The organism is Streptomyces albidicamelliae, assembly GCF_025642175.1.
GTDB classification, from domain to species: Bacteria; Actinomycetota; Actinomycetes; order Streptomycetales; family Streptomycetaceae; genus Streptomyces; species Streptomyces albidocamelliae.
In genome coordinates this window covers 910,713-933,166 of sequence record NZ_CP106795.1, presented here as the reverse complement: position 1 = coordinate 933,166, position 22,454 = coordinate 910,713, and the positions used below count along the sequence as shown (strand labels likewise).

Annotated in this window: 23 protein-coding genes; 10 read left to right on the top strand and 13 right to left on the bottom strand. The window is 72.8% G+C overall.

What is annotated here, in order from left to right:
- Nucleotides 1-200 precede the first annotated feature (200 nt).
- On the top strand, nt 201-602 hold the full coding sequence (locus N8I86_RS04515; RefSeq protein WP_073894419.1) for a helix-turn-helix domain-containing protein: 402 nt from the start codon (nt 201-203) through the stop codon (nt 600-602).
- 2 nt (nt 603-604) lie between these two features.
- Here the strand turns inward: N8I86_RS04515 and N8I86_RS04510 are convergent, their stop codons facing one another.
- Nucleotides 605-1,801, bottom strand: coding sequence for an epoxide hydrolase family protein (locus N8I86_RS04510; RefSeq protein ID WP_073894418.1), 1,197 nt, complete (start codon nt 1,799-1,801; stop codon nt 605-607).
- 121 nt (nt 1,802-1,922) lie between these two features.
- Here N8I86_RS04510 and N8I86_RS04505 point away from each other — a divergent pair, with 121 nt between their 5' ends.
- On the top strand, nt 1,923-2,405 hold the full coding sequence (locus N8I86_RS04505; protein WP_073894416.1) for a VOC family protein: 483 nt from the start codon (nt 1,923-1,925) through the stop codon (nt 2,403-2,405).
- 6 nt (nt 2,406-2,411) lie between these two features.
- Here the strand turns inward: N8I86_RS04505 and N8I86_RS04500 are convergent, their stop codons facing one another.
- From N8I86_RS04500 to N8I86_RS04485, 4 genes are read right to left on the bottom strand one after another with little or no spacing between them, the layout of a single operon-like run.
- On the bottom strand, nt 2,412-3,332 hold the full coding sequence (locus N8I86_RS04500; protein WP_263277155.1) for an aminoglycoside phosphotransferase family protein: 921 nt from the start codon (nt 3,330-3,332) through the stop codon (nt 2,412-2,414).
- Between the two features lie 54 nt (nt 3,333-3,386).
- On the bottom strand, nt 3,387-4,286 hold the full coding sequence (locus N8I86_RS04495) for a geranyl diphosphate 2-C-methyltransferase (RefSeq protein WP_185091486.1): 900 nt from the start codon (nt 4,284-4,286) through the stop codon (nt 3,387-3,389).
- A 47-nt stretch (nt 4,287-4,333) separates the two neighbouring features.
- Complete coding sequence (locus tag N8I86_RS04490; protein WP_123438931.1) at nt 4,334-5,386, bottom strand: family 2 encapsulin nanocompartment cargo protein terpene cyclase; 1,053 nt, start codon at nt 5,384-5,386, stop codon at nt 4,334-4,336.
- A 16-nt stretch (nt 5,387-5,402) separates the two neighbouring features.
- A complete protein-coding gene (locus tag N8I86_RS04485) occupies nt 5,403-6,845 on the bottom strand; it encodes a family 2B encapsulin nanocompartment shell protein (protein ID WP_263277154.1) in 1,443 nt (480 codons plus the stop codon).
- 310 nt (nt 6,846-7,155) lie between these two features.
- On the opposite strand from N8I86_RS04485, the gene N8I86_RS04480 reads away from it, so the two are divergent.
- Together N8I86_RS04480 and N8I86_RS04475 are read left to right on the top strand one after the other, a co-directional pair.
- Complete coding sequence (locus tag N8I86_RS04480; RefSeq protein ID WP_073894412.1) at nt 7,156-7,950, top strand: VOC family protein; 795 nt, start codon at nt 7,156-7,158, stop codon at nt 7,948-7,950.
- A gap of 34 nt (nt 7,951-7,984) precedes the next feature.
- Nucleotides 7,985-8,674: a ribonuclease H family protein gene (locus N8I86_RS04475; protein WP_073894410.1), complete on the top strand. Its 690-nt coding sequence runs from the start codon at nt 7,985-7,987 to the stop codon at nt 8,672-8,674.
- Here the strand turns inward: N8I86_RS04475 and melC2 are convergent, their stop codons facing one another.
- Together melC2 and melC1 are read right to left on the bottom strand one after the other, a co-directional pair.
- Nucleotides 8,675-9,496, bottom strand: coding sequence for a tyrosinase MelC2 (gene melC2 / locus N8I86_RS04470; RefSeq protein ID WP_073894409.1), 822 nt, complete (start codon nt 9,494-9,496; stop codon nt 8,675-8,677).
- 35 nt (nt 9,497-9,531) lie between these two features.
- A complete protein-coding gene (melC1, locus tag N8I86_RS04465; protein WP_263277153.1) occupies nt 9,532-9,912 on the bottom strand; it encodes an apotyrosinase chaperone MelC1 in 381 nt (126 codons plus the stop codon).
- A 337-nt stretch (nt 9,913-10,249) separates the two neighbouring features.
- Here melC1 and N8I86_RS04460 point away from each other — a divergent pair, with 337 nt between their 5' ends.
- The 6 genes from N8I86_RS04460 (at nt 10,250) to N8I86_RS04435 (ending at nt 16,255) form a co-directional block, all read left to right on the top strand.
- Entirely contained in the window at nt 10,250-11,446 is a 1,197-nt protein-coding gene (locus N8I86_RS04460; protein WP_263277152.1) for an FAD-dependent monooxygenase, read from the top strand.
- Between the two features lie 73 nt (nt 11,447-11,519).
- A complete protein-coding gene (locus N8I86_RS04455) occupies nt 11,520-12,341 on the top strand; it encodes a lipase family protein (RefSeq protein ID WP_198960415.1) in 822 nt (273 codons plus the stop codon).
- A 104-nt stretch (nt 12,342-12,445) separates the two neighbouring features.
- A complete protein-coding gene (locus N8I86_RS04450) occupies nt 12,446-13,939 on the top strand; it encodes an MFS transporter (protein WP_263277151.1) in 1,494 nt (497 codons plus the stop codon).
- 16 nt (nt 13,940-13,955) lie between these two features.
- Nucleotides 13,956-14,591: a TetR/AcrR family transcriptional regulator gene (locus N8I86_RS04445; RefSeq protein ID WP_263280066.1), complete on the top strand. Its 636-nt coding sequence runs from the start codon at nt 13,956-13,958 to the stop codon at nt 14,589-14,591.
- A 65-nt stretch (nt 14,592-14,656) separates the two neighbouring features.
- Entirely contained in the window at nt 14,657-15,640 is a 984-nt protein-coding gene (locus N8I86_RS04440; protein WP_073894404.1) for an aldo/keto reductase, read from the top strand.
- 75 nt (nt 15,641-15,715) lie between these two features.
- On the top strand, nt 15,716-16,255 hold the full coding sequence (locus tag N8I86_RS04435; protein WP_073894402.1) for a DUF6328 family protein: 540 nt from the start codon (nt 15,716-15,718) through the stop codon (nt 16,253-16,255).
- Nucleotides 16,256-16,273: 18 nt separating this feature from the next.
- Here the strand turns inward: N8I86_RS04435 and N8I86_RS04430 are convergent, their stop codons facing one another.
- The 6 genes from N8I86_RS04430 to N8I86_RS04405 form a co-directional block, all read right to left on the bottom strand.
- Nucleotides 16,274-16,897, bottom strand: coding sequence for a DUF2238 domain-containing protein (locus tag N8I86_RS04430; protein WP_263280065.1), 624 nt, complete (start codon nt 16,895-16,897; stop codon nt 16,274-16,276).
- 119 nt (nt 16,898-17,016) lie between these two features.
- Nucleotides 17,017-17,445, bottom strand: a complete 429-nt coding sequence (locus N8I86_RS04425) for an SsgA family sporulation/cell division regulator (protein WP_073894401.1) — start codon at nt 17,443-17,445, stop codon at nt 17,017-17,019.
- A 62-nt stretch (nt 17,446-17,507) separates the two neighbouring features.
- Complete coding sequence (locus N8I86_RS04420) at nt 17,508-18,551, bottom strand: hypothetical protein (protein ID WP_263277150.1); 1,044 nt, start codon at nt 18,549-18,551, stop codon at nt 17,508-17,510.
- A 139-nt stretch (nt 18,552-18,690) separates the two neighbouring features.
- On the bottom strand, nt 18,691-19,662 hold the full coding sequence (locus N8I86_RS04415; protein WP_263277149.1) for an LLM class F420-dependent oxidoreductase: 972 nt from the start codon (nt 19,660-19,662) through the stop codon (nt 18,691-18,693).
- 48 nt (nt 19,663-19,710) lie between these two features.
- Complete coding sequence (locus N8I86_RS04410) at nt 19,711-21,291, bottom strand: serine/threonine protein kinase (protein WP_263277148.1); 1,581 nt, start codon at nt 21,289-21,291, stop codon at nt 19,711-19,713.
- Between the two features lie 196 nt (nt 21,292-21,487).
- Nucleotides 21,488-22,444 carry a threonine/serine dehydratase gene (locus N8I86_RS04405; protein ID WP_073894395.1) on the bottom strand — a complete coding sequence of 319 codons (957 nt, stop codon included), beginning with the start codon at nt 22,442-22,444 and terminating at the stop codon, nt 21,488-21,490.
- Between the last annotated feature and the right edge of the window lie 10 nt (nt 22,445-22,454).

Sequence of the window (22,454 nt, the reverse complement as noted above, 5' to 3'; positions counted from 1 at the left end):
GCCTCGGTGTCCGTTTCTTTCCGAATTCTGCTTAAGGCGCGTGTTCCCCGGTACCCCTCATCCGGAGGTTCATGCCTTCTCGGCGGAGCGCTCACTCCTCGCGTACCCCCGGTGACGCCGAGCATGCGTCCCCGGCGGTTTCCCTCTCGGCGCAACTCCCGCCCCTTGATCCGGGAGCCCCGGCTCCTAGGCTGATCCGGGTGAGCGATCAGGTGAGCGACGAAGCCCGGGTGATCCCGCTGCGAGGGGCCCCCGCCCGACCGGACGCGGGCCGGCCGGCGCCCCCGGAGGCGGGGCCGAGAGAACCGCTGTGGCGCGATCTGGTGGGCGAGGTGCTGCGCCGGGAGCGGCGGGCGCAGGAACGCACGATCAAGGACGTGGCCGAGGCGGCCCGGATCTCGCTGCCCTATCTGTCCGAGGTCGAGCGCGGCCGCAAGGAGGCCTCCTCGGAGGTCCTCGCGGCCGCCGCCCAGGCGCTCGGCCTGGGCCTCGGCGACCTGCTGTCGCTGGTGCACGGCGAGCTGGCCCGCCGAACGGCCCCGTACCGCCGCCCGGCCGCCGTGCCGCGCCGCCCCTACGACGGGCTCGCCCTGGCCGCCTGACGTCAGGTCCGGCGCAGCTGCCGGAAGAACGCCCGGACGTCGCCGGCCAGCAGGTCCGGTTCCTCCATGGCCGCGAAGTGGCCGCCCCGGTCGAACTCCGTCCAGCGCACGAGGTTCTCGGTCCGCTCCGCCTTGTGCCGCAGCGCGACCTGCGGTTCGGCCGGGAACAGCGCGAGCGCCGTCGGCGCCGCGGACGGTTCGGCCGGCCGGGCGGTCCGGCCGCCGGCGTGCGCCCGCTCGTAGTAGATACGGCCCGACGACCCGGCCGTACCGGTCAGCCAGTACAGCATCACGTTGGTCAGCAGCCGGTCCCGGTCGACCGCCTCCTCCGGCAGTTCCTCGCAGTCCGACCACTCCCGGAACTTCTCCACGATCCAGGCGAGCTGGCCGACGGGGGAGTCCGTCAGGGCGTACGCCAGGGTGTGCGGCCGGGTCGACTGCAGGACGGCGTACCCCGTGCCCTCGCGCGACCACTCCGCCCAGCGGCGCCAGGACCGAAGTGTCCGCTCCCGCTCCGCGGGGCCCAGTCCGGCCAGCTCCTCCTCGGTCGGCTCGGTGGCCGCCTGGCCGCCGGGCAGCAGGTTCAGATGGACGCCGATCACCCGGTCGGGGTGGGCCCGGCCCAGCTCCCGGGAGACGGCCGCGCCCCAGTCGCCGCCCTGCACCCCGAACCGTTCGTGGCCGAGCCGCCGCATCAGCTCCGCCCAGGCGTCGGCCACCCGGCCCGCCTCCCAGCCCGGTTCGGTGGTGGGTCCGGACAGCCCGAAGCCCGGCAGGCTCGGCACGACGACGTGGAAGGCGTCCGCCGCGTCGCCGCCGTGCGCCACCGGGTCGGTGAGCGGGCCGACCACGTCCAGGAACTCCACGATCGAGCCCGGCCAGCCGTGGGTCAGCACCAGCGCGGTGGCGTCCGGCTCGGGCGAGCGCACCTCGGCGAAGTGGACGTTCGCCCCGTCGATGGTGGTGGTGAACTGCGGCCACCGGTTCAGCTCCGCCTCGGCGGCACGCCAGTCGTAGGTGTGCCGCCAGTACCGCACCAGGTCCCGCAGGTAGCCGGCCGGTACGCCGTACTCCCAGCCCGCGCCGGGCAGCTCGGCGGGCCAGCGGGTGCGGTCGAGGCGGTCGTACAGGTCGTCGAGGTCGCTCTGCGGGACGGACAGGCGGAACGGCTCGATGCTCTCGGCAGGCGAAGAGGTCATGATCCGGATGCTAGGCGGACCCGCCGTTCACCCGCGCGGGTGTTTTTGGCGGACTGCCGATGAGTTCCGCACCGGGAACGGGTCGGTACAGACGAACGCATTCCACGCCCAGGAGGTGCCCATGACCACCGACGGATTCACCACGTGTCTCTGGTTCGACGGCCAGGCCGAGGAGGCCGCCGAGTTCTACGTGTCCGTCTTCAAGAACTCCAGCATCGGCCGGGTCAGCCACTACACCGACTCCGGGTACGGAGAGACCGGCTCGGTGCTGACGGTCGAGTTCACCGCCAACGGACAGAGGTTCGTCGCCCTGAACGGCGGACCCCAGTTCACCTTCAACGAGGCCGTCTCCTTCCAGATCCTGTGCGCCGACCAGGCGGAGATCGACCACTACTGGGCCAAGCTCACGGAGAACGGCGGCGAGCCCGGCCCGTGCGGCTGGCTCAAGGACCGGTACGGCGTCTCGTGGCAGGTCGTCTACGCCCGGCTGGCCGACATGATCCACGACCCGGACCGGGCGAAGGTCGACCGGGCCACGAAGGCCATGATGGCCATGGGCAAGCTGGACGTCGCCGCGCTCGACAGGGCGTACGCGGGGGAGTAGCGGGGATCAGGACGCCCGTCCGGCCTCGTCGAGGATCTCGGCGATCACATGCCGGGAGTTCTCCGCGAGCGCCGGATTGGTGTCCCGGTAGTACGGCAGCTGGATCAGCGAGATCGACAGCGCCCAGCCCCGTCCGCGCGCCCACTCGGCGTCGTCCGCGCCCACGGCCGCGCGGAAGGTGCCCCGGGAACTCGCGGGCAGCAGGTTCCAGGCGACGACGAGGTCCACGGCCGGATCGCCGATCCCGGCGGTGCCGAAGTCGATCACGGCGCGGAGCCGGCCGTCGCCGCCGACCAGCACGTTCCCGGGAGACAGATCGCCGTGGGCCCACCTCGGCCCGCCGGCGTGGGCGGGGGCGCCCAGCGCCCGTTCCCACAGGGCCGTCACCGCGCCGGTGTCGACGCTGCCCGCCAGAGCGGCGACGGCCGCACGGGTGGGTTCGTCCCGGTCCGTCAGAGGCCCGCCCCGGTAGCCCGGCGGACCGTCCTGCGGATCGGCGTCGCGCAGCGCCCGCACGAACGCCCCCAGGTCCTCCGCCAGCCGCTCCGGCTCCGTCACGGCTCCCGCCACGGGGTTGCGGCCGTCCAGCCAGCGGTAGACCGACCACGGCCACGGGAATCCCGCATCCGGCTCGCCCACCCCGAGCGGCTCGGGCACGGCCGCCGGCAGCAACGGACCGAGCCGGGGCAGCCAGTGCTGCTCCCGCACCACGTCCGGTACGGCTCCCGGGCGCCGGGGGAGCCGTACCACCAGCTCGGAGCCCAGCCGGAACATGGCGTTCTCGGTCCCGGAGGACGCGAGACGCCGTACCGGCAGTCCGGCCCACTGCGGGAACCGGCGGGCGATCAGGCGCTGGACCAGGGGGGCGTCGAGGTCGGGCTCGTCCGCGTGCATCTTGTGCGGCGGCCCGCTGTGGAAGGCACTCATCGGTACCCATCCCAGCGCCTCGACGCCCGTGCTGTCGACGGGATTTCGTGGAACTCAGACCCGGTCGGCCACGATCAGCAGATACTGGAAGCTGCCGTTGCGGTAGGCGTCGAGGAAGGTGTCCTCGATGCCCGTGACCAGGTGATCGGCCTTCTTGCGCAGGTCCCAGTAGGGAATCGTGGCCTGCGTCAGATCCTCCACGTGGACCGGTACCAGACGGTTGCGCGCCATCGCCCGGAAGTACTCCGAACGCGGGTGGATGTCGCAGATGTAGTGCGCGTTGATCAGCGACACCTCCCGGGAGGCCTGCCCGTAGGTGTCGTTGTAGCAGCCGGTGATCACCACGTAGCGCCCGCCGCGGCGCAGCAGCCGGGCGTGCTCGGCGAACAGCAGGTCCAGCTCGACGTACATGGTCGACTCGTTGTTCCACGAGGCCGCGTACGCGCCCGACTCGAAGCCCGTGTCGAGCATGTTGCGGTGGTGGTAGCGCACCTTGTGGTCGATGCCCCGCGCACGGGCCTGCTCGTTGGCGAACTCGGCCTGCTTGGTGGAAAGGGTGACGCCGTCCGCGTGGCAGCCGTACCGCAGATGGGCCGTGACACTGCCGCCGCCGCGGCCGCAGCCCGCGTCGAAGACCCGGTCGGTGGGGGAGAGCGGGCCGAGATGGGTGGCGAGCAGCTCGGCCTGCGCGTGTTCCAGGCGGTGCAGCTCGGTGGTGATGCGCTCCCGGCGCAGGTCGGGGTCGGGCTCGTCCAGCACCGACAGATCGGCTCCCCCGATGCCGTAGTGGTGGTGGTACAGATCGTCGATCCTGCCGAGTTCGAGGTTGACCGGGTTCTCCTCGGCGTTCCAGTAGTCCGCGACGCGGCTCTGGTACGTGGACTGGGCCGGCACCGGGGCGGATGCGGTCCGGGCGACGGGGACGGTCGTCAACGCTGACTCCTCGTTGTGCATGTGCCTGTTCTTCGTTCGCTGTGCGGGACTGCCACCAGAGGGGGCGGTCACCAGTAGTCGGGCAGGTGGTAGCGGTGGCTGTTGGTGGCGTGCCACTCGTGGTTGCCGGACACCCAGGCGGCGAGCCCCTGGGCGTAGCGCTCCACTAGGGGCGAGGTCGCGGACAGGACGGCCGACTCCTCCTCGAAGGCCGCCATGATCCGGTTGTGGATCTCGACGGACTTCAGATAGGCGGCCTTCAGCCCGCACCGGTCGTTGGCGGCGACGACCTGCGGCAGGTTCAGGTGGGTCGGATCGCTCGCCAGCTCCTTGGTGAAGGAGTAGAGGTCGTTCACGATGGTGGTCGCGTTGCACGCCAGCGCGGTGATCCGCTGGATCTCCGGGCGGGCGTAGATCTGCTCGGGCAGTTCGTAGCCGTCCACCGCGTCCACGATCGACAGACACGGACGGAAGTTGTTGAACTGCCGCATCACCAGGTACTCCCACACCCGCGGCACGTACCGGGTCTCGGCCCAGGCCGCCTCCGCGAGATAGCCGAGGTGGAGCCGGGCGATGTCGTGCACGAACCGGCCGGTCTGGCTGGGGGTGGCGAAGGCACCGTAGTCGGCGAGGGCGAAGTGGTACGAGCGCAGCGGACCGTCGGCCCGCACGCCCTCGCGCCACTCCTCCTCCAGCTCCGGGACGCCGTGGTAGGGGTCGAGGGCCGACTGGGCCAGGATCAGCCGGCCGCCGAGACCGCTGCGCGCTCCGCCCCGGCCCTCGTCCTCCTCGCAGTAGCAGGAGTCGACGACGTTCTCGGCGAGCAGCAGCTGGCCGGCCACCGTCAGACGCTCCAGGTCGAGGGCGCCCGGATGCTGGAGCACGACGGCCCGGCCGAACTGGAACCCGGCGAAGTCGCCCTTCCAGGCCTCGGGGAACAGGTCGAGGCCGCGGGCCCAGGTCTCCAGCCGCCGGTCGATCTCGGCGGCCTTCGCGGGGTCGGCGGGGGCGGCCGGCCGGTGGTGCAGTCCGGGGACGGCCCCGGTGCGCCGCTCGCGGCGCAGGCTCCGGGCGATGTCGGGCGGCCCGGGCAGCGTGTAGGAGGGGGTCGGTGTGCTCATGGCGCGCTCCAGGCCCTCAGTCGGCGGTCCGGCCGAGCTGGACGTTCTCCAGGATCCCCGCCGCGTCGGGGACCAGAATGGCCAGCGAGTAGTAGGCCGTGACGAGGTAGTTGACGATGGCCGCGCCGTCGATGCCCATGAAGCGGACGTTCAGCCCCGGCTGGTACTCGTCCGGGATGCCGGTCTGGTAGAGGCCGACGACGCCCTGATCGGCCTCGCCGGTGCGCAGCGCGATGATGCTGGTGGTGTGGTTCTCGCTGATGGGGATCTTGCTGCACGGGAGGAGCGGCACCCCGCGCCAGGCGGGCACCTCGTGGCCGTCGACGCTCGCGGTGCCCGGCACCAGGCCGCGCCTGTTGCACTGCCGGAAGATGGCCGCGATCGCCTTCGGATGGGCCAGGAACACCTTGGTCTTTCGCCGCATGGACAGCAGTTCGTCCATGTCGTCCGGCGTCGGCGGTCCCGTGTACGTGCTGATCCGCTGGCCGTGGTCGACGTTGTGGAGCAGCCCGAACTCCCGGTTGTTGACCAGCTCCCACTCCTGCCGCTCGCGAATCTCCTCCACGGTCAGCCGCAGCTGCTGGGCGGTCTGGTCCATCGGGTCGTTGTAGAGGTCGGCCACCCGGGTGTGCACCCGCAGCACCGTCTGGGTGAGGGACAACTCGTATTCGCGCGGGGTCAGTTCGTAGTCGACGAAGCCGCCGGGCAGCGTGGGCTCGCCCACATGGCCGGCCTGCACCGGGACCTCCGCCTCGCCCTTGCGGTTCATCGGCAGGCGCTGGCGCTCGACATAGGCCTGGAGGTGGGCGGCGAGCGACGGCGCCCGCTCGGTGAGCTCCTCCACCACGTCCCAGGGCAGCGCCAGCACCACGCCCGCGGTCTCGGCGCGCACCGAGGCCAGCCACAGCGGATCGGACTGCCCGACCGCCTCGTCCCCCATCTGGTCGCCGCCGGTGACGACCCCGATGACCTCCTCCTCCCCGTACTTGCCGGTGGTGTAGCGGGTGAACCGCCCGTGCACGACGAGATAGGACTCGGTCACCGGCTGGCCCGCCTCGAACAGCACCTGACCGGCGCGCACGTCCCGGGACTGGAAACGGCCGGCGAGCTCCCGCAGCACCTCCGCGTCGTCGTAGCCGCGCAGGATCGGCAGCTCGGTCAGCGTCTGCGGGACGACCCGGATGTCGTCGGCGCCGTTGTGCTCGAAGTGCACACGCCCGCGGCCGGTGCGCAGCTGGAGCCGCCGGTTGACCCGGTAGGCGCCGCCCTTGACGTCCACCCACGGCAGGGACTTGAGCAGCCACCGCGAGGTGATGGCCTGCATCTGGGGTTCGGTCTTGGTGGTGCTGGTGAGCTGGCGGGCCGCTCGGGTGCTCAGGCTGGTGAGCTGCCCGTCGGCCGGGGCCTCGGGGCCCGGTTCGTCGACTGCTGGACCGGTGGCGATGTCCGGAGTGGACACGTTCCCTCCTGCGAAGTGGCGGACAGGGGTGATGCGGATCGGTCGGTGGTGCGCGGGGTGCCGGTGCGCTCGGACCAGCCAAACAGCACTCGTGAGCCGGGGGATACAGCGCGAAGGGGGCGGTTTTGATCAAGAGGTGGTGCAAACCGGCCGGCGAGGGCGTGCGGTGCCGTGTGCCGTGATCGCGCGCCGGTCGGCTGCTCCCGCGCCCCTGTGTGAACGAGGTCCGCGCCGTTCGCCGCGCGGGCCCGGCACAGGGTGGCTAGCGTGATGTCCCGGGAGAGTCCGTGCGATCGAGAGGGCCCCGGCCATGGCCGTACAACCTGAAGGAAAGCCCTGCTGGGCCGACGCGATGTTCGGCGACCTCGAGGGCGCCAAGCGCTTCTACGGCGAGGTCCTCGGCTGGACCTTCGGCGAGTCGTCGTCGGAGTACGGCCACTACACGCAGGCCTACGCGGACGGCAGGGCGGTGGCCGCCGTCGTCCCGCCCATGCCCGGCCAGGAGGGGCAGTCGCAGTGGTGCCTGTACTTCGCCTCGCCGGACGCCGCCGCCACCGCGGAGAAGATCCGCGAGAACGGCGGCGAGGTGCTGATGGAGCCGATGCAGGTCGGCGAGTTCGGCACCATGTGCCTGGCCCGGGAGCCCAGCGGGGCCGTGTTCGGGGTCTGGCAGGGCGGCACCCACGAGGGCTTCGAGGCCGTGGCCACCCCGGGCGCCTACTGCTGGGCCGAGGTCTTCACCCGCGAGCCGGAGAAGGCCGACGGCTTCCTCTCCGCGGTCTTCCCCTTCCGGATGAAGGAGATCGAGGACCACGCCATCGACTTCCGCATGTTCGACATCGGCGAGGAGACGGTCCTCGGCCGGATGAAGATGACGGACGACTTCCCGCCCGAGGTGCCCTCGTACATCAACGTCTACTTCACGGTCGACGACTGCGACGAGGCCGTCGCGCGGGCCGTCAAGCTCGGCGGGATCCTCCGCTTCGGGCCGATGAGCAGCCCCTTCGGCCGGTTCGCGGCACTCAGTGATCCGCAGGGAGCGAACTTCTCGGTGATCGACATCACCACCACCGAGGGCGAGATGCCCCGGGTCAAGGACGTCTGACCGGGGCCGGAACAGGGGCCCGCCGGGTCATGGCATGATCGAGCGCATGCGTGAACGTGTGGTGGCCGCGTGCGACGGGGCTTCGAAGGGAAACCCCGGACCGGCCGGATGGGCATGGGTGGTCTCCGACGACGAGCGGACCGCGGCCCGCTGGGAGGCGGGTCCGCTCGGCCGGGCCACCAACAACGTGGCCGAGCTGACCGCGCTGGAGCGCCTGCTCGCGGCCGTCGACCCGGACGTGCCGCTGGAGATCCGGATGGACTCCCAGTACGCGATGAAGGCCGTCACCACCTGGCTGCCCGGCTGGAAGCGCAACGGCTGGAAGACGGCCGCCGGCAAGCCCGTCGCCAATCAGGACCTGGTCGTGCGCATCGACGAGCTCCTCGACGGCCGGTCCGTCGAGTTCCGCTACGTGCCCGCCCACCAGGTCGACGGCGACCCGCTGAACGACTTCGCCGACCGTGCGGCCAGCCAGGCCGCCACCGTGCAGGAGCCGGCCGGCAGCGCCCTCGGCTCCGCGGAGCCGCCGCCGTCGCCGGACACCCCGGCCGCGGCACCGCGCAGGAAGACGCCCCGCCGCACCGGCGGCGGAGCGTCCTCGCGCACCATCAAGGCCAAGTTCCCCGGCCGCTGCCCGTGCGGCCGCTCCTACGCGGCCGGCGAGCCGATCGCCAAGAACCCGCAGGGCTGGGGCCACCCGGAGTGCCGTACGGCCGATGCCTGATCAGACGTCGAACGTGTAGTGCTTCGTGTGGTCCAGCAGCTCCACCGGGCGCACGTCGTTCCACGGCTTCATCGTGTCGTTCAGGTCCACGACGTCCGCGGTGCCGCCGGTGGGCACGTAGCCGGCGCCCGGGTGCCGGCGCTGCCACTCGGCCCACAGCTTGTCGATGAAGGCGTGGTGCAGCCAGAACACCGGGTCGTTGGGGGAGACCCCGGTGGCCATCTGCCCGCCCACCCACACGTGGACCCGGTTGTGCAGGTTGACCCCGCGCCACCCCTCCAGGTGGTTGCGGAAGCCGTCCGAGGCGCTGTTGTACGGCGGCATGTCGTACGTCTCCATCGCCAGCACCGACTCCACCTCGGCCGGCGTCGGCAGGTCGCGCACGGACGTGCCGAGCGAGCGGCGCAGGAAGGTACGGCCGTCCACCCGCACGTTGATCGGCCAGTTGCCGGTGGACGCGGCGAACGGGCCGTCCGTCACCCGGCCGTCCGAGCTGCGCCCGGTACCGCCGAGGAAGTCCGGCGCCCACAGCGAGGCGCGGACCGTGCGGTCGGTGCTCCAGTCCCAGTACGGCAGCGCCACCGAGGAGTCCACCGACTGCAGCGCCGCCTCGAAGTCGAGCAGGAATCTGCGGTGCCAGGGCAGGAAGGACGGGGAGCGGTGGCCGGTCCGCTCGCCGCCGTCGGTGTCGGACATGATGAACTCGTTGTGCGTGCGGACGAAGTCGTCGTAGCGTCCGTTGCGCTTGAGCGCGATGAAGGCGTCGGTGAGCCGCTTCTTCTCGGTGGCGGTCAGGGCGGCCTGGTTCTTGCGTACGGTCATGGTGCGGGTGGCTCCGTAGGTCCTTGCGGGGGCGGTCAGTTGGCGGGGAACGGCAGCAGGGGCGCGCCCTGCAGCTCGTCCACCGCGGCACGGGCGGCGGCGCGCGGGTTCGGCACCGGGTCGTAGTGGCTGACCACGCTGATCCAGGTGCCGTCGGCGTTCTGCATCAGGTGCAGCTGCACGCCGTCGACGAACACCGCGTAGCCGCCGCCGTGTTCGTTGTGGTGACCGCCCCCGCTCGACGGCCGGCCCTGTATCCGGCGGCCCTTGTAGACCTCGTCGAAGGTGTCGGGCGAGGTGTGGCCGTGGTCGTGTCCGGCGGCCGAGGCGGCGGGCGCGACCAGCGCGGCGGCCGAGGCCGTCGCGGCCAGGGCGGCCGCCGTGGTGAGCGCGCGGCGCCGGGTGATGTCGGGCATGCGGTCCTCCAGGAGGGTGTTCCGGTGGTGACGACGCATGCCTACCGGGGGGTTCGGGGGCGCGGGAAATTCCGCGCGCCCGGTTGGCTGTGATCCGGACAATTACCCACATGCGGTACGGATTTGAACCAAGATGATCTTGCTGTGCAGTCGGCCGGATCGGCCCGGAACGGGGAATTCCTTGCCGTACCGCCCGGATTCGCGGTGGTCCTTGCCGGACGAGGGGAACCCGGGTGGCACGGCTCACCACGCCGAATTGACGTGATCGCGCGATCCCGGACCCTGCTACCCTGCGGTGCCGTTCGGCCACGTTGGGTGACTGTCAGGGGTGTGCGCGGTGAAGGTCGTCTGTGTCGGAGGGGGCCCCGCGGGCCTGTATCTCGCCATCCTGCTCAAACGGCAGGACCCGGCGCACGAGATCACGGTCCACGAGCGCAACCCGGAGGGCTCGACCTACGGCTGGGGTGTGACGTACTGGCGCGGTCTGCTCGACAGGCTCCGGGAGCACGACGTCGCGTCGGCCCGGGCGATCGAGGAGGCGTCCGTCCGCTGGCACGAAGGGGTCGCCCGGGTGGGGGACCTGACGGCCCGGCAGCGCGGGGACGAGGGTTTCGGCATCGGCCGCCACCGGCTGCTGACCCTGCTCGCCGACCGGGCCCGCACCCTCGGGGTGCGCCTGGAGTACGAGAGCGAGATCGGCGCACCGCCGGCCGACGCCGACCTCGTCGTCGCGGCCGACGGGGTGCACAGCGCCCTGCGCGCCCACCACGCCGGGCACTTCGGCACCGAGGTCACCACCGGCCGCAACCCCTACATCTGGCTCGGCACCACCAAGGTCTTCGACGCCTTCACCTTCGCCTTCACCGAGACCGGTCACGGCTGGATCTGGGCCTACGGCTACGGGTACGGCGACGGTCACAGCACCTGTGTCGTCGAGTGCTCCCCGGAGACCTTCACCGGTCTCGGCCTGGACCGGGCCGACCGGGGCGAGGGCCTGGCACTGCTGGAGAAGCTCTTCGCGGGCGTCCTGGACGGCCACCCGCTCATCGGCCGCGACGGCGCCTCCTGGCTGAACTTCCGCACCCTCACCAACCGGGCCTGGCACCACGGCAACCTCGTCCTGCTCGGCGACGCGGCCCACACCACGCACTACTCCATCGGCGCCGGCACCACCCTCGCGCTGGAGGACGCCATGTGCCTCGCCCGCGCCCTGCGCGAGCACGGCCGGCTGCCCGACGCCCTCGCCGCCTACGAACGCCGGCGCCGGGCCGAGCTGCTGTCCGCGCAGAGCGCGGCCCGCTACAGCGCCCGGTGGTACGAGAACCTGCCCCGCTACATCCACCTGCCGCCGCACCGGATGTTCGCCCTGCTCGGCCAGCGCCACTCGCCTCTGCTGCCATACGTCCCACCCCAGCTCTACTACGGCCTCGACAAGGCGGCCGGGCGCCTCGAGGCGCTGCGCAGGCTGAAGCGCTGGCTCGGCCCGAGAGCGGCCCGCACCCTGCAGGCCCGCTCCGCGGCCCGCCGGGGCTGAGAGCCCTCACCGGCCGGGCGCGCAGCCGCCCCGGCGCAGTCCACGGCCCCCCACCCAGAAGGAGCCCCGCCCCATGGCCGTACCCGTCGACTTCGACCACTCCTCGTCCGGTTACAGCCTGCGGCGCGCCTACTGGCTGGCACGCGCGGCCGACCTCGCCTACCGGGACCGGGCCGACATCGAGGAGCAGGCCGCACGGTGGGGGTTCGACCGCGTGCGGCACCACGCGGCCCGGTTCACCCCGCCCTTCCCGCTGGCGGACACCCAGGCGTACACGCTCGCGAGCGACCGAGTGATCATCACGGCGTTCCGCGGCGCCGAACCGGACGAGATCAAGGACTGGCTCTCCGACGCCACCGCCCCGCCCCGGCCCGGACCCGGGGGGAACGGCTACGTCCACCACGGCTTCGCCGAGGCCCTGGACGCGATCCACCCGTCCGTCGCAAGCGCCCTCGCGGAGCTGCGCACCGACGGCCAGAGCGTGTACTTCACCGGCCACAGCCTGGGCGGCGCCCTCGCCATGCTGGCCGGCGCCCGGCTCTACCTGGAGGCCCCGCACCTGGCGGCGGACGGCGTCTACACCTTCGGCCAGCCGCGCACCTGCGACCGGCTCCTCGCCGAGGCGTTCCACCAGGGATTCGGCGGCCGGATGTACCGCTTCGTCAACAACAACGACATCGTGGCCCAGCTGCCGCCCGAGCCCGCCTACACCCATGTCCGGGCACTGCGCTACATCGACTCCCACGGAAAGCTGCACGAGACCATGCCCATGTTCTCGGCCCTCTCCGACCGGGCGCGAGGACTCACCGCCGACGCCCTGGCGCCCGCCTCGGACGGAGTCCGCGACCACTTCATGCGCAGCTATCTGACGGCCCTGGAGAAGAACCTGATTTGACCGTGCGGGGCCGGCGACCGGACGGACCGTGTTGGTGAATGGCCATTCACTCGATAAGGTGAATTGTTATTCACCATGCCGTCACGCCGACCCCGGGAGCGCCGATGGGCCACCCCGCCCCGATACCTCCGCCGCCCGGTACCGCGCCCGCGGCGGCTCCGCTGCGGGACCGCCTCACCATCCCGGTGCTGGCGTCGGGCGGCATCCTCATGGCGGTCATGCAGACCGTGGTCGTCCCCCTCCTGCCGGACCTGCCCCGGCTCACCGGCGCCTCTGCCGCCGCGGTGTCCTGGACGGTCACCGCGACCCTGCTCGCGGGCGCCGTGCTCACCCCGGTGCTGGGCCGCGCCGGTGACATGTACGGCAAGCGCCGGGTGCTCACGGGCGCGCTCGCCCTGATGACCGTCGGCTCGGTGCTGTGCGCCCTGTCCTCCGACATCGGCGTGCTCATCGCCGCCCGCGCGCTCCAGGGCGCCGCCGCCTCGGTCGTCCCGCTGTCCATCAGCATCCTGCGCGACGAACTCCCGCCCGAGCGCCGGGGCTCGGCGGTGGCCCTGATGAGCTCCACCGTGGGCATCGGCGCCGCGCTCGGCCTGCCGCTCGCCGCGCTCGTCGTGCAGTACGCCGACTGGCACACCATGTTCTGGCTGACCAGCGCCCTGGGTGCGCTGGGCGTCGCGGCCACCTGGTGGGCGGTCAAGGAGTCCCCGGTACGGGAGTCCGGACGGTTCGACACGCTCGGCGCGCTCGGCCTCGCCACCGGACTGGTGAGCCTGCTGCTGGGCGTCTCCCAGGGCGGCACCTGGGGCTGGGGCAGCCCCCGCGTCCTCGGGCTGTTCGCCGCCACCGTCGTCGTGCTCGCGCTGTGGTGGTGGCAGCAGCTGCGCGCCGAACGGCCGCTGGTCGACCTCAGGCTGGTGACCCGGCCGCGCGTCGGGCTGTCGCACGTGGCGGCCCTGCTGACCGGCTTCGCCTTCTACGCCAACTCCCTGGTCACCGCCCAGCTGGTGCAGGCACCGAAGGCCACCGGCTACGGCCTCGGACTGTCGATCGTCGCCACCGGTCTGTGCCTGCTGCCCGGCGGCGTGACCATGCTGCTGTTCTCGCCGCTGTCCGCGCGCATCTCGGCCTCCCGCGGCCCGCGCATCACCCTGGCCCTCGGCGCCGCCGTCATCGCCTGCGGCTACGCCCTGCGCATCGCCGACAGCCGGGACCTGTGGATGATCATCCTCGGGGCCACCGTGGTGGCGACCGGGACGACGCTCGCCTACTCGGCGCTGCCGACCCTCATCCTGCGGGCCGTCCCGGCCGGGCAGACCGCCTCGGCCAACGGCGTCAACGTCCTCATGCGCACCATCGGCCAGGCCACCTCCAGCGCCGCCGTCGCCGCCGTCCTCGTCCACCACAGCAGCCCCCTCGGCGGCATCCCGGTGCCGACGCTCCACGGCTACCTGCTGGCCTTCGCGATGGCCGGTGCCGTCGCCCTGGCCGCCTGCGCCGCCGCCCTGACCATCCCGGGCGACGCCCCCTCGGGAGGCACCCGCCGCGCCCGGGAGGCCGCTCCGGGCGCCCGCGACGAGGCACTGGAAGGAGCGTGAGGACCCTGAACACCGCATCGGAGCACGAGGCGACCGCGTCGGGCCCCGCGGGCGCCGCACCCCGACGCCCCCGCCCCCGGCCCCGGAACCGCCCGTCCCCGCCCGCCGCGACGCCGAGGCCACCAGGGCGGCGATCCTGAAGGCCGCCCGCCATCTCCTCGCCCGGCACGCACACGCCGACATCACCCTGAAGGCGGTCGCCGAACGCGCCGGTGTCAGCCCGCCGTTGATCCTGAAGTACTTCGGCAACAAGGACACCCTCTTCGCCCGGGTGATGTCCTTCGAGACGGACGCCGACGCCCTGCTCGCCGCCCCCGTGCCCGGCCTCGGCCGGCACATGGCCCGGCACGTGCTCGCCAGCCAGCGCGACCGCGGCGCCGACCCGCTGGTGCGCATCGCCTTCGCCCCGCTGCACGGCGACCACGGCGACATCCTGCGCGCCAACTTCCGCGCCCAGGTGACCGAACGCCTCGCCGCCCGGCTCTCCGGTCCCGACGCCGGACTGCGCGCCGAACTCGCGGTCGCCGCCCTCGTCGGTCTCGGCGTGATGTACGGCGTGGCCCGCGGCCCGCACCTGCGCGAGAGCGACATCGACACCATCGCCGACCGCTACGGCCCCCTCGTACAGGCACAGTTGACGCCCCCGGGCTGAGCGCCGCCGCCGCGCCCGGAGCGGCCCGTTCCGCGGGACGGTGAAGCGGGTGACAGACTGACGGCATGGACGAACGCGTAATCGGCAGGTCGGGTCAGTGGGCATCGGTCGTCGGCCTCGGCACGTGGCAGCTCGGCGCCGACTGGGGCGACGTGGACGACAAGGAGGCCCTGTCCGTCCTGGAGACGGCCGCCGAGTCGGGGGTCACCTTCTTCGACACCGCCGACGTGTACGGCGACGGCCGCAGCGAGGAGACCATCGCCTCGTTCCTGAGCAGCCGGCCCGACCTGCACGTGCTGGTGGCCACCAAGATGGGCCGCCGGGTCGAGCAGCTCCCCGAGAACTACGTCCTGGACAACTTCCGCGCCTGGAACGACCGCTCGCGCCGCAACCTCGGTGTCGACCGCGTCGACCTGGTCCAGCTCCACTGCCCGCCCACCGCGGTCTACTCCTCGGACGCGGTCTTCGACGCCCTGGACACCCTGGTCGAGGAGGAGCGCATCGCCGCGTACGGGGTGAGCGTGGAGACCTGCGCCGAGGCGCTGACCGCGATCGCCCGGCCGAACGTGGCGAGCGTGCAGATCATCCTCAACCCCTTCCGGATGAAGCCGCTGGCCGAGGTCCTGCCCGCCGCCCGCGAGGCCGGCGTCGGCATCATCGCGCGCGTGCCGCTCGCCTCCGGCCTGCTGTCCGGCAAGTACACCAAGGACACGGTGTTCGCGCCCGACGACCACCGCACCTACAACCGGCACGGCGAGGCCTTCGACCAGGGCGAGACGTTCTCCGGCGTGGACTACGGCACCGGTGTGGAGGCGGCCGCGGAGTTCGCCGCCCTCGCCCCCGAGGGTTTCACCCCGGCCCAGCTGGCCCTGCGCTGGATCATCGAACAGGACGGCGTGACCACGGTGATCCCCGGCGCGCGCAACCCCGCGCAGGCCCGCGCCAACGCCGCCGCGGCCAAGCTGCCCCCGCTGCCCCCGCAGACGGCCGCCGCGATCCGGGAGCTGTACGACCGCCGGATCAAGGACCAGGTGGAGCACCGCTGGTAGAGGCGGCGACACCCCGGCGCGCCGGCGCACCCACCTCTCGTTTGAACGGACGGCCGGACGGTTACACGCAACCGCATGACGGAGGACGGGCGGCGCAGAGGGCGCAACGAGACCGAGGAGGAACGGGCCGACCGGATGTGGGGTGAACTCATCCAGGAGGTCCGCGTCGCCCAGACGGGTGTTCAGATCCTGTTCGGTTTCCTGCTGACGGTCGTCTTCACGCCGAAGTACTCCCAGCTGGCCGCCACCGACCAGGCCATCTACATCGGGACCGTCGTCCTCGGCGCCTGCGCGACCGGCGCCCTCATCGGACCGGTCTCCCTGCACCGGCTGGTCGCCGGCCGCCGGGTCAAGCCGCAGGCGGTCCGGCTGGCGTCGAGGATGACGCTCGTCGGACTGCTGCTGCTGCTCGCCACGATGACCTCCTCCCTGCTGCTCATCCTGCGGGTGGCCACCCACGACGGGTACGTGCCGTACCTGGTGTCGGCGGTCGTCGCCTGGTACCTCGTCTGCTGGTACGGACTGCCGTTGTGGGCCCGCCGATGGCACACGACCGAGCCCGGCGATCGGCCGGTGCCCCCGAAGACGGAGGACGGCGGGCCGGGCCGTCGGTAGGGGCCGGTCCCGGTGCCCTCACCGGCCGGCGCGCACCTCGGCGGCGGCCTCCAGGGCCCGCAGCCCGCGGTCGTGGACGCGGCTGAGCACCGCCAGGGACAGCACGGCTCCGATGAGGGCGCAGAACATGTCCCACTGCGTGTCCCACACATCGCCCTGGGTGGCGAGGAACGCGTCCGCCTCGTGCCCGCCGATCTCGGCCGCCGCCCACTCCAGCAGCTCGAAGCACGCGCTGAAGGCCAGGCAGGCGCAGACGGTGAGGGGCGCCAGCCAGCGGCTGCCGCGCAGCGGAGAGGTCCGGGTGAGCAGCTCGCGCACGAGGATCGCCGGGACGAAGCCCTGCATCAGGTGCCCGAAGCGGTCGTACGGGTTGCGGGCCAGGCCGAAGGTGTCGCGCACCCAGTCGCCCAGCGGTACCTGCGCGTAGGTGTAGTGGCCGCCCATCGCGAGGACCAGCGCGTGCACGGTCAGCAGCCCGCACAGCAGGCCCGTCAGCGGGAAGCGCCGCCACAGCAGCACCAGCAGGGGCAGGCCGACCAGTGCCCAGACGGTCTCCAGGAACCAGGTGGTGCGGTCCCGCACCCCCCACGCGGAGAGGGCGAGTCCGGCGGCCGCCACGGCGGCGTACACGGCGGGCGGCACGCGGCGCGGCGCGGCGTACGGGACGGGTTGCACTGCGGTCACGGCGGGGCTCCTCGGCTTAAGGGCGTCTCGGGAGCCCCCATCGTGGTGCCGGGCCGGGGCGGCCGGCATGAGTACGGCTACTCAGCCCCGGAGAGGATCTCCTCGAGCAACTCGTCGACCGCGACGCGCTCCTGCCCGCGCGCCACGACCTGGAGGGTGTCCCGCAGGAACGCCGCGACCGCGGGCGCCCACGCGAACACCACCGCGTGGTGGCGGCCGCCGTCGGGGCGGCAGTCCCCGAGGAACTCCATGCGCAGCTCCCGCCACATCCCGTCGGCGGTCGGCCGCAGCCGCACGTCGCCGATGCCGACCGGCCTGGTCAGCCCGTCGAAGAGCATCTCCCGGTCCAGCCGCCACCGCGCCAGCACCCGGCCGTCGTGGCCGAAGACGGCCGTGACGGCGAACGGGTCCGCCACGTCGTAACTGAGATGGGCGAGCACGGGACACCGGTCGGTACCTTCCGCGTGGAGCTGCACCACCAGGGTCTTGTGCACGAACGACTTCACGCGAGGGCCTCCGGGGACAATCGGTTCAGGCTCCCCTAGTACCCCCGTGCGGCGAGGAATGCTCACCCGTGCGAATGATGTGCGCCCGCGCCCCGCAAAGCGGACAGACAGGTGCCGATCGCCTGCTGGAGTTCCTCCAGCCGCCGGACCATGTCGTCCTCGTAGTAGTCCTGGGCGTCGTCGAAGGTCAGCTCCTCGAAGGCCCGGGTCGCCTTCTGCAGGCTGCTGTAGAAGCGGGTGCGCCGCTCCTGGACGCGCAGCTCGGGGTCGGCCTCGACCGTCTCGGCGACCAGCGACCGCATGGTGTCGTAGGCCTCGGTGGCCCACTCGCCGGTGTCCTCGCCGTCCTCCAGCTCGTCGATGAGGGACAGGTGCCGTTCCGCCTCCTCGCGCAGATCGGCGGGCGCCTCCACCGTCTGCCCGGCGGGCGTCCTGATCCGCCCGGACTCGGCGATCTGGCGGACGTAGCCGATCCGGTCGGCGGCCCGGCTCTCGGTCGCCACGGCCTTCTTCAGATCGTCGGTCCGTACGACGTCCCGGGCCAGCTCGGCCTGGAGCCCGGGGTCCTCCCGGACCCGGTCCAGCAGGGCGGCCCGGGCCGCGTGGGCGGTGGACGGGTCCGCGAGGATCGCGGCCCGCAGTGCGGTCGGGTTCTCGGCCACCTCCAGCGCCTTGGTGGGGCGGATGCCCTCGGCCTCGGCGGACTGGGCGATGGCCGTGCCCCGCTCGGAGGTGGCGCTGTTGCGGGAGACGTAGTAGCTCAGCCAGACGTCGGCGTCCGGGAGGCCGGTCTCCTGGCCGGGTTCGAGGGTCTCGAAGTGCGGCACGAGTCCGTCGTCGGCGGCCCGGTCCCACGCCCTGTAGTGGCGCATGACCCGCTCCGGGGAGCAGCCCGCCAGCTCCGCGAACTCCTTCGCCGACACCTTCGGACTCTCCCCGGCGGCCTGTCCGCCCGGCCGCACACTGCGCGCCACCATGAGGGCGAAGGCCCAGCCCCCGGTGCGCGCGTACACGCCGAACTCGCGGGCGTCGCGCGCCACGAGATCGGACAGGGGCGGCGCGGCGGGGGCGGACGGCTCGGGTGACGGCTCGACGACCAGGGTCACGGACGACTCTCCTGCGGGTACGTTCACGGGACCCGCACCCGGGGCCGGGTACGGACAGGAAAGCCTATATGGGCCCATTGACCATGCTTTGACGGACCCGCTCCGTGCGGCCCCCGCGGCGGGCGAGGGGCGGCGGGCCTCAGCCGAACGCCTCCCGCAGGGCGGGCAGCAGGGTCCCGGCCGACCATTCCAGGTACTCCGGTTGCGTGTCGCCGCCGATCTGCACCAGGGCGATCTCCCCGAAACCGGCCTCGGCGTAGGGCCGTACCGCCTCCACGAAGGCGTCCGGGTCGTCACCGCAGGGAATGGCGGAGGCGACGTCGTCCTCGGTGACGAACTGCGTCGCGGACTCGAAGGAGTCGGGGTGCGGCAGCTCGGCGTTGACCTTCCAGCCGAGACCGAACCAGCGGAACTGCGAGTGGGCCCGCTTGATCGCCGTGTCCCGGTCGGGGTCGTAGCACACCGGCAGCTGGCCGATGCGCGGCTTGCCGCTGCCGCCGTGCCGGTCGAAGGCCTCCAGCAGGCCGGCCTTGGGCTCGGTCGCGATGACCAGGTCGGCGAGGTGCCCGGCGAGCTTGCAGGACTGCTCGCCCGAGACGGCGATGCCGATCGGCGGAGCGTCCTCCGGGAGGTCCCACAGCCGCGCCGAGTCCACGTCGTAGTGCTGTCCGTGGTGCGTGACATGGCCGCCCTCGAACAGCGCGCGGATGATCCCGACCGCCTCCTCCAGCATCTCGTGCCGTACGTCCGCTGGCGGCCAGCCGCCGCCCACGACGTGCTCGTTGAGGTTCTCGCCGGCGCCCAGGCCGAGCCGGAACCTGCCCTCGGACAGCAGCTGCATGGTGGCCGCCTTCTGCGCCACGACCGCCGGGTGGTAGCGCACGAGCGGGCAGGTCACGTAGGTCATCAGCGGAATCCGCGAAGTGGCCTGGGCGGCCGCGCCCAGGACGCTCCACGCGTACGGGGAGTGCCCCTGTGTGCGCAGCCACGGAAAGTAGTGGTCCGAGGTCACCGAGAAGTCGAACCCGGCCTCCTCGGCCCCCACCACGTGCTCCACGAGGTCCCGGGGGCCGGCCTGCTCGGTCATCATCGTGTATCCGATTTGCACCATACGGTGCGAGTCCCCGGGTCTGCCGCGGGAAAACGGCCGGAGTCCGGGTCAGCTCCCCGCTGCCGCGAACGTCCGCAGGAACGTCTTCCGTGCCAGCCGGTTGGCCGTCTCGTCCCAGGTCCCGGCCGGGGTGGTGAAGCGCAGGGAGAACCCGCGCCGGCCGCCCAGCAGGAAGCCCCTTCCGAAGGTGTGCACCCGGTCGTCGCCCGTTCCCGCCAGCCACTCGATGTCGGCGGCCCTGCGGCCCTGGTAGGTGGTGGCCCGGACGTCCCCGACGCGCCGGTATCCGGGGAGCTCGCGCAGGCCCGGCTCGACGTCGTCCCGCCAGACGGCGACCGGGTCGGGTCCCACCCGTTCGCTGTAGGTGACGGCGAGGGTGGGGGAGCCGCCGCCGCGGCCGAAGGTGACGCGGTAGGCGCGGTCGTCCGCCCGCGAGGTGGTCAGCCGCTTCCAGCCCCCGGGCAGCGCCACGGAGAAGCCCTCCGGGGCGCTGTAGGTGCGGTACCCCGCCGGCAGGGCGGGGGAGGGGGAGGCCGGGGACGCGGGGGCCGCCGGAGAGGCCGGAGCCTTCGGCGCTGGGGTGCCGGAGCCCGTGTGGGTGGCCGGGGCGGTCGCCTCGGGAGGCGCACCCGCCGTGTCCGTGCCGGGCAGCCGCTGGGTCGCGGCCAGCACGGCGGCCGTGACGGTGACGCCGGCCAGCACCGTGCCCGCGATCAGGGCCCGCCGGCCCCGCCCGGACTCGGCGAGGCGCACGCCCCGGTACGCGCCGCGCACCCGGGGGACCGGCGCCGGCTCCCGGTCCCCCTCGGTGTCCCCGGTCAGGGCCCGGGTCAGGGCCGCGTGCACCACCGGCCGGGCGAGCCGGTCCACCGAGCTCTTGCGGAGCAGCCCCTGGACGGCCTGGGTGAGCGGGCCCGTCCGCAGCGGGGTGCGCAGCGGCAGCCGGTCCACGGCCTTCAGGGTGGCGTCGGGCCGGCCCCGGTCACGGAACGGCGGCCGCCCCTCGGCCATCGTGTACAGCAGCGCGCCCAGCGCCCACAGGTCGGCGGCCGGGCCGATCCGCTCGTCGCGGGCCTGCTCCGGTGAGGCGTACGACGGGGCCGCGAGCCGCGGGACCAGCGTCGCGCCCGCCAGCCCGAACCCCGTGACGACCACCGGTCCCCCCTCGCGCACGAACAGCTGGGCGGGGCTCAGCTCGCCGTGCGTGATGCCCTCGTCGTGGGCGGCCCGGAGGACGTCGAGCAGTTCCAGACCGATGCGTGCCGCCCGCGCGGTGGTGAACGAGCCCTCGCGGTCCAGGAGTTCGCTCAGCGGGGTGCCGTCGATCCACTCCGTGACCGTCCACAGGGTGCCCGCCTCCACCACGGCGTCCACGACGGTGGCGACCGCGCCGGGGCGCAGCAGCCGCATGGTCTCGGAGGTCCGCACGACCCGGGCGGTGACGCGGCGCGCGGTGTCGTCGTCGCACGGCTCCGGCAGGGCGGTCTGCGCCACCAGCCGCGGCTGCTCCGCCGCCACGTCCTCGGCGTACCACCACAGGCGGTTGGTCTCGCGGGCGAACACCTCCAGCAGCCGGTACCGCCCGGCGACCCACTCGTGTGCGGAGACGTGCGCCTTGGCCATGGTCATCCCTCGCTGCAACCCCTGCCTGGTGTTTCCCAGAGGTACGCGGGGCGCGCGGGGGTGCGTTCAAAGAATCCTCAACTCGGAGCGCTTCCTGCCTTTTATTCAATCGCCGTCACCGGCGTCCGAGTTAAGGATGACTCCGCCTAAAGGTGTTCGACCTGCGGGTAACCGAGGGTAAAGCCCCGTGGGCGCACACGGGTCACAGCCCGAACCGGTCGGCCCAGCCCACCAGTTCGCGCAGAGTGACGTTGCCGCCGCAGACCACGAGTCCGATCCGGGCGTCCGCACCGACGCGTGCCACCACTTGCCGGGCAGCCGGCAGCAGACAGCCCGCGGCCGGCTCGGCCCACACCTTGGCGTGGTCGGCGAGGTCCAGGCAGCCCCGTACGGCGTCCCGGTCCGGCACCACCAGCACCTCCTCGACCAGCGCGGACACATGGTCGTACGTCAGCTGCGAGGCCGACGGCGCACTGAGCGTGGTGACCAGGGACGTCAGCGGCACCGGAACCGGACCGCCCGCCGCGAGCGCGCCGGACAGGGCCTCGGCGCCCGCCGTCTCCACACCCCACACGCGGACCCCCGGCCGCCGGGCGCGCAGCGCCGCCGCGACCCCGGCGATCAGCCCGCCGCCGCCGATGCTGACGACGACGTCCGTCAGCTCGTCCGCGTCCTCGGCCAGCTCCAGCCCCACCGTGCCCTGCCCGGCGATCACCACCGGGTCGTCGAACGGGTGCACCAGGGTCAGACCCTCGTCCCGCAGCCGCGTCACCAGCTGGAAGGCGCTGTCCATGCCGTCGGTCAGCCGGACCGACGCACCCGCCTCCTCGGCGATCCCGATGGACCGGGCCGGTGCGGTACGGGGCATCACCACGGTCGCCTTCACATCGAGGGCCGCCGCCATCACCGCGAGCGCGATGCCGTGGTTGCCGCCGCTGACCGCGACCACACCCGCGGCCCGCTCGGCCTCGCTCAGCGACAGCAGTTTCGCCGTGGCCCCGCGGGCCTTGAACGAGCCGGTGCGCTGGAGCAGTTCGAGCTTGGCGGTGACCGGGACACCGAGCAGGGCGGACAGGCCCGGGCTCGGCACGGTCGGTGTCCGCACGACGTGTCCGGCGATCCGCTCGGCGGCGGCTTCGATGTCCGAGATGCCGATCAAGGTGCCTCAC

Excerpts from the sequence above, each read along its gene's own strand:
- N8I86_RS04510 (WP_073894418.1), bottom strand. The coding sequence starts at position 1,801 with ATGACCTCTTCGCCTGCCGAGAGCATCGAGCCGTTCCGCCTGTCCGTC.
- N8I86_RS04505 (WP_073894416.1), top strand. The coding sequence starts at position 1,923 with ATGACCACCGACGGATTCACCACGTGTCTCTGGTTCGACGGCCAGGCC.
- N8I86_RS04500 (WP_263277155.1), bottom strand. The coding sequence starts at position 3,332 with ATGAGTGCCTTCCACAGCGGGCCGCCGCACAAGATGCACGCGGACGAG.
- N8I86_RS04495 (WP_185091486.1), bottom strand. The coding sequence starts at position 4,286 with ATGCACAACGAGGAGTCAGCGTTGACGACCGTCCCCGTCGCCCGGACC.
- N8I86_RS04490 (WP_123438931.1), bottom strand. The coding sequence starts at position 5,386 with ATGAGCACACCGACCCCCTCCTACACGCTGCCCGGGCCGCCCGACATC.
- N8I86_RS04480 (WP_073894412.1), top strand. The coding sequence starts at position 7,156 with ATGGCCGTACAACCTGAAGGAAAGCCCTGCTGGGCCGACGCGATGTTC.
- N8I86_RS04475 (WP_073894410.1), top strand. The coding sequence starts at position 7,985 with ATGATCGAGCGCATGCGTGAACGTGTGGTGGCCGCGTGCGACGGGGCT.
- melC2 (WP_073894409.1), bottom strand. The coding sequence starts at position 9,496 with ATGACCGTACGCAAGAACCAGGCCGCCCTGACCGCCACCGAGAAGAAG.
- melC1 (WP_263277153.1), bottom strand. The coding sequence starts at position 9,912 with ATGCCCGACATCACCCGGCGCCGCGCGCTCACCACGGCGGCCGCCCTG.
- N8I86_RS04455 (WP_198960415.1), top strand. The coding sequence starts at position 11,520 with ATGGCCGTACCCGTCGACTTCGACCACTCCTCGTCCGGTTACAGCCTG.
- N8I86_RS04450 (WP_263277151.1), top strand. The coding sequence starts at position 12,446 with ATGGGCCACCCCGCCCCGATACCTCCGCCGCCCGGTACCGCGCCCGCG.
- N8I86_RS04440 (WP_073894404.1), top strand. The coding sequence starts at position 14,657 with ATGGACGAACGCGTAATCGGCAGGTCGGGTCAGTGGGCATCGGTCGTC.
- N8I86_RS04435 (WP_073894402.1), top strand. The coding sequence starts at position 15,716 with ATGACGGAGGACGGGCGGCGCAGAGGGCGCAACGAGACCGAGGAGGAA.
- N8I86_RS04415 (WP_263277149.1), bottom strand. The coding sequence starts at position 19,662 with ATGGTGCAAATCGGATACACGATGATGACCGAGCAGGCCGGCCCCCGG.
- N8I86_RS04410 (WP_263277148.1), bottom strand. The coding sequence starts at position 21,291 with ATGACCATGGCCAAGGCGCACGTCTCCGCACACGAGTGGGTCGCCGGG.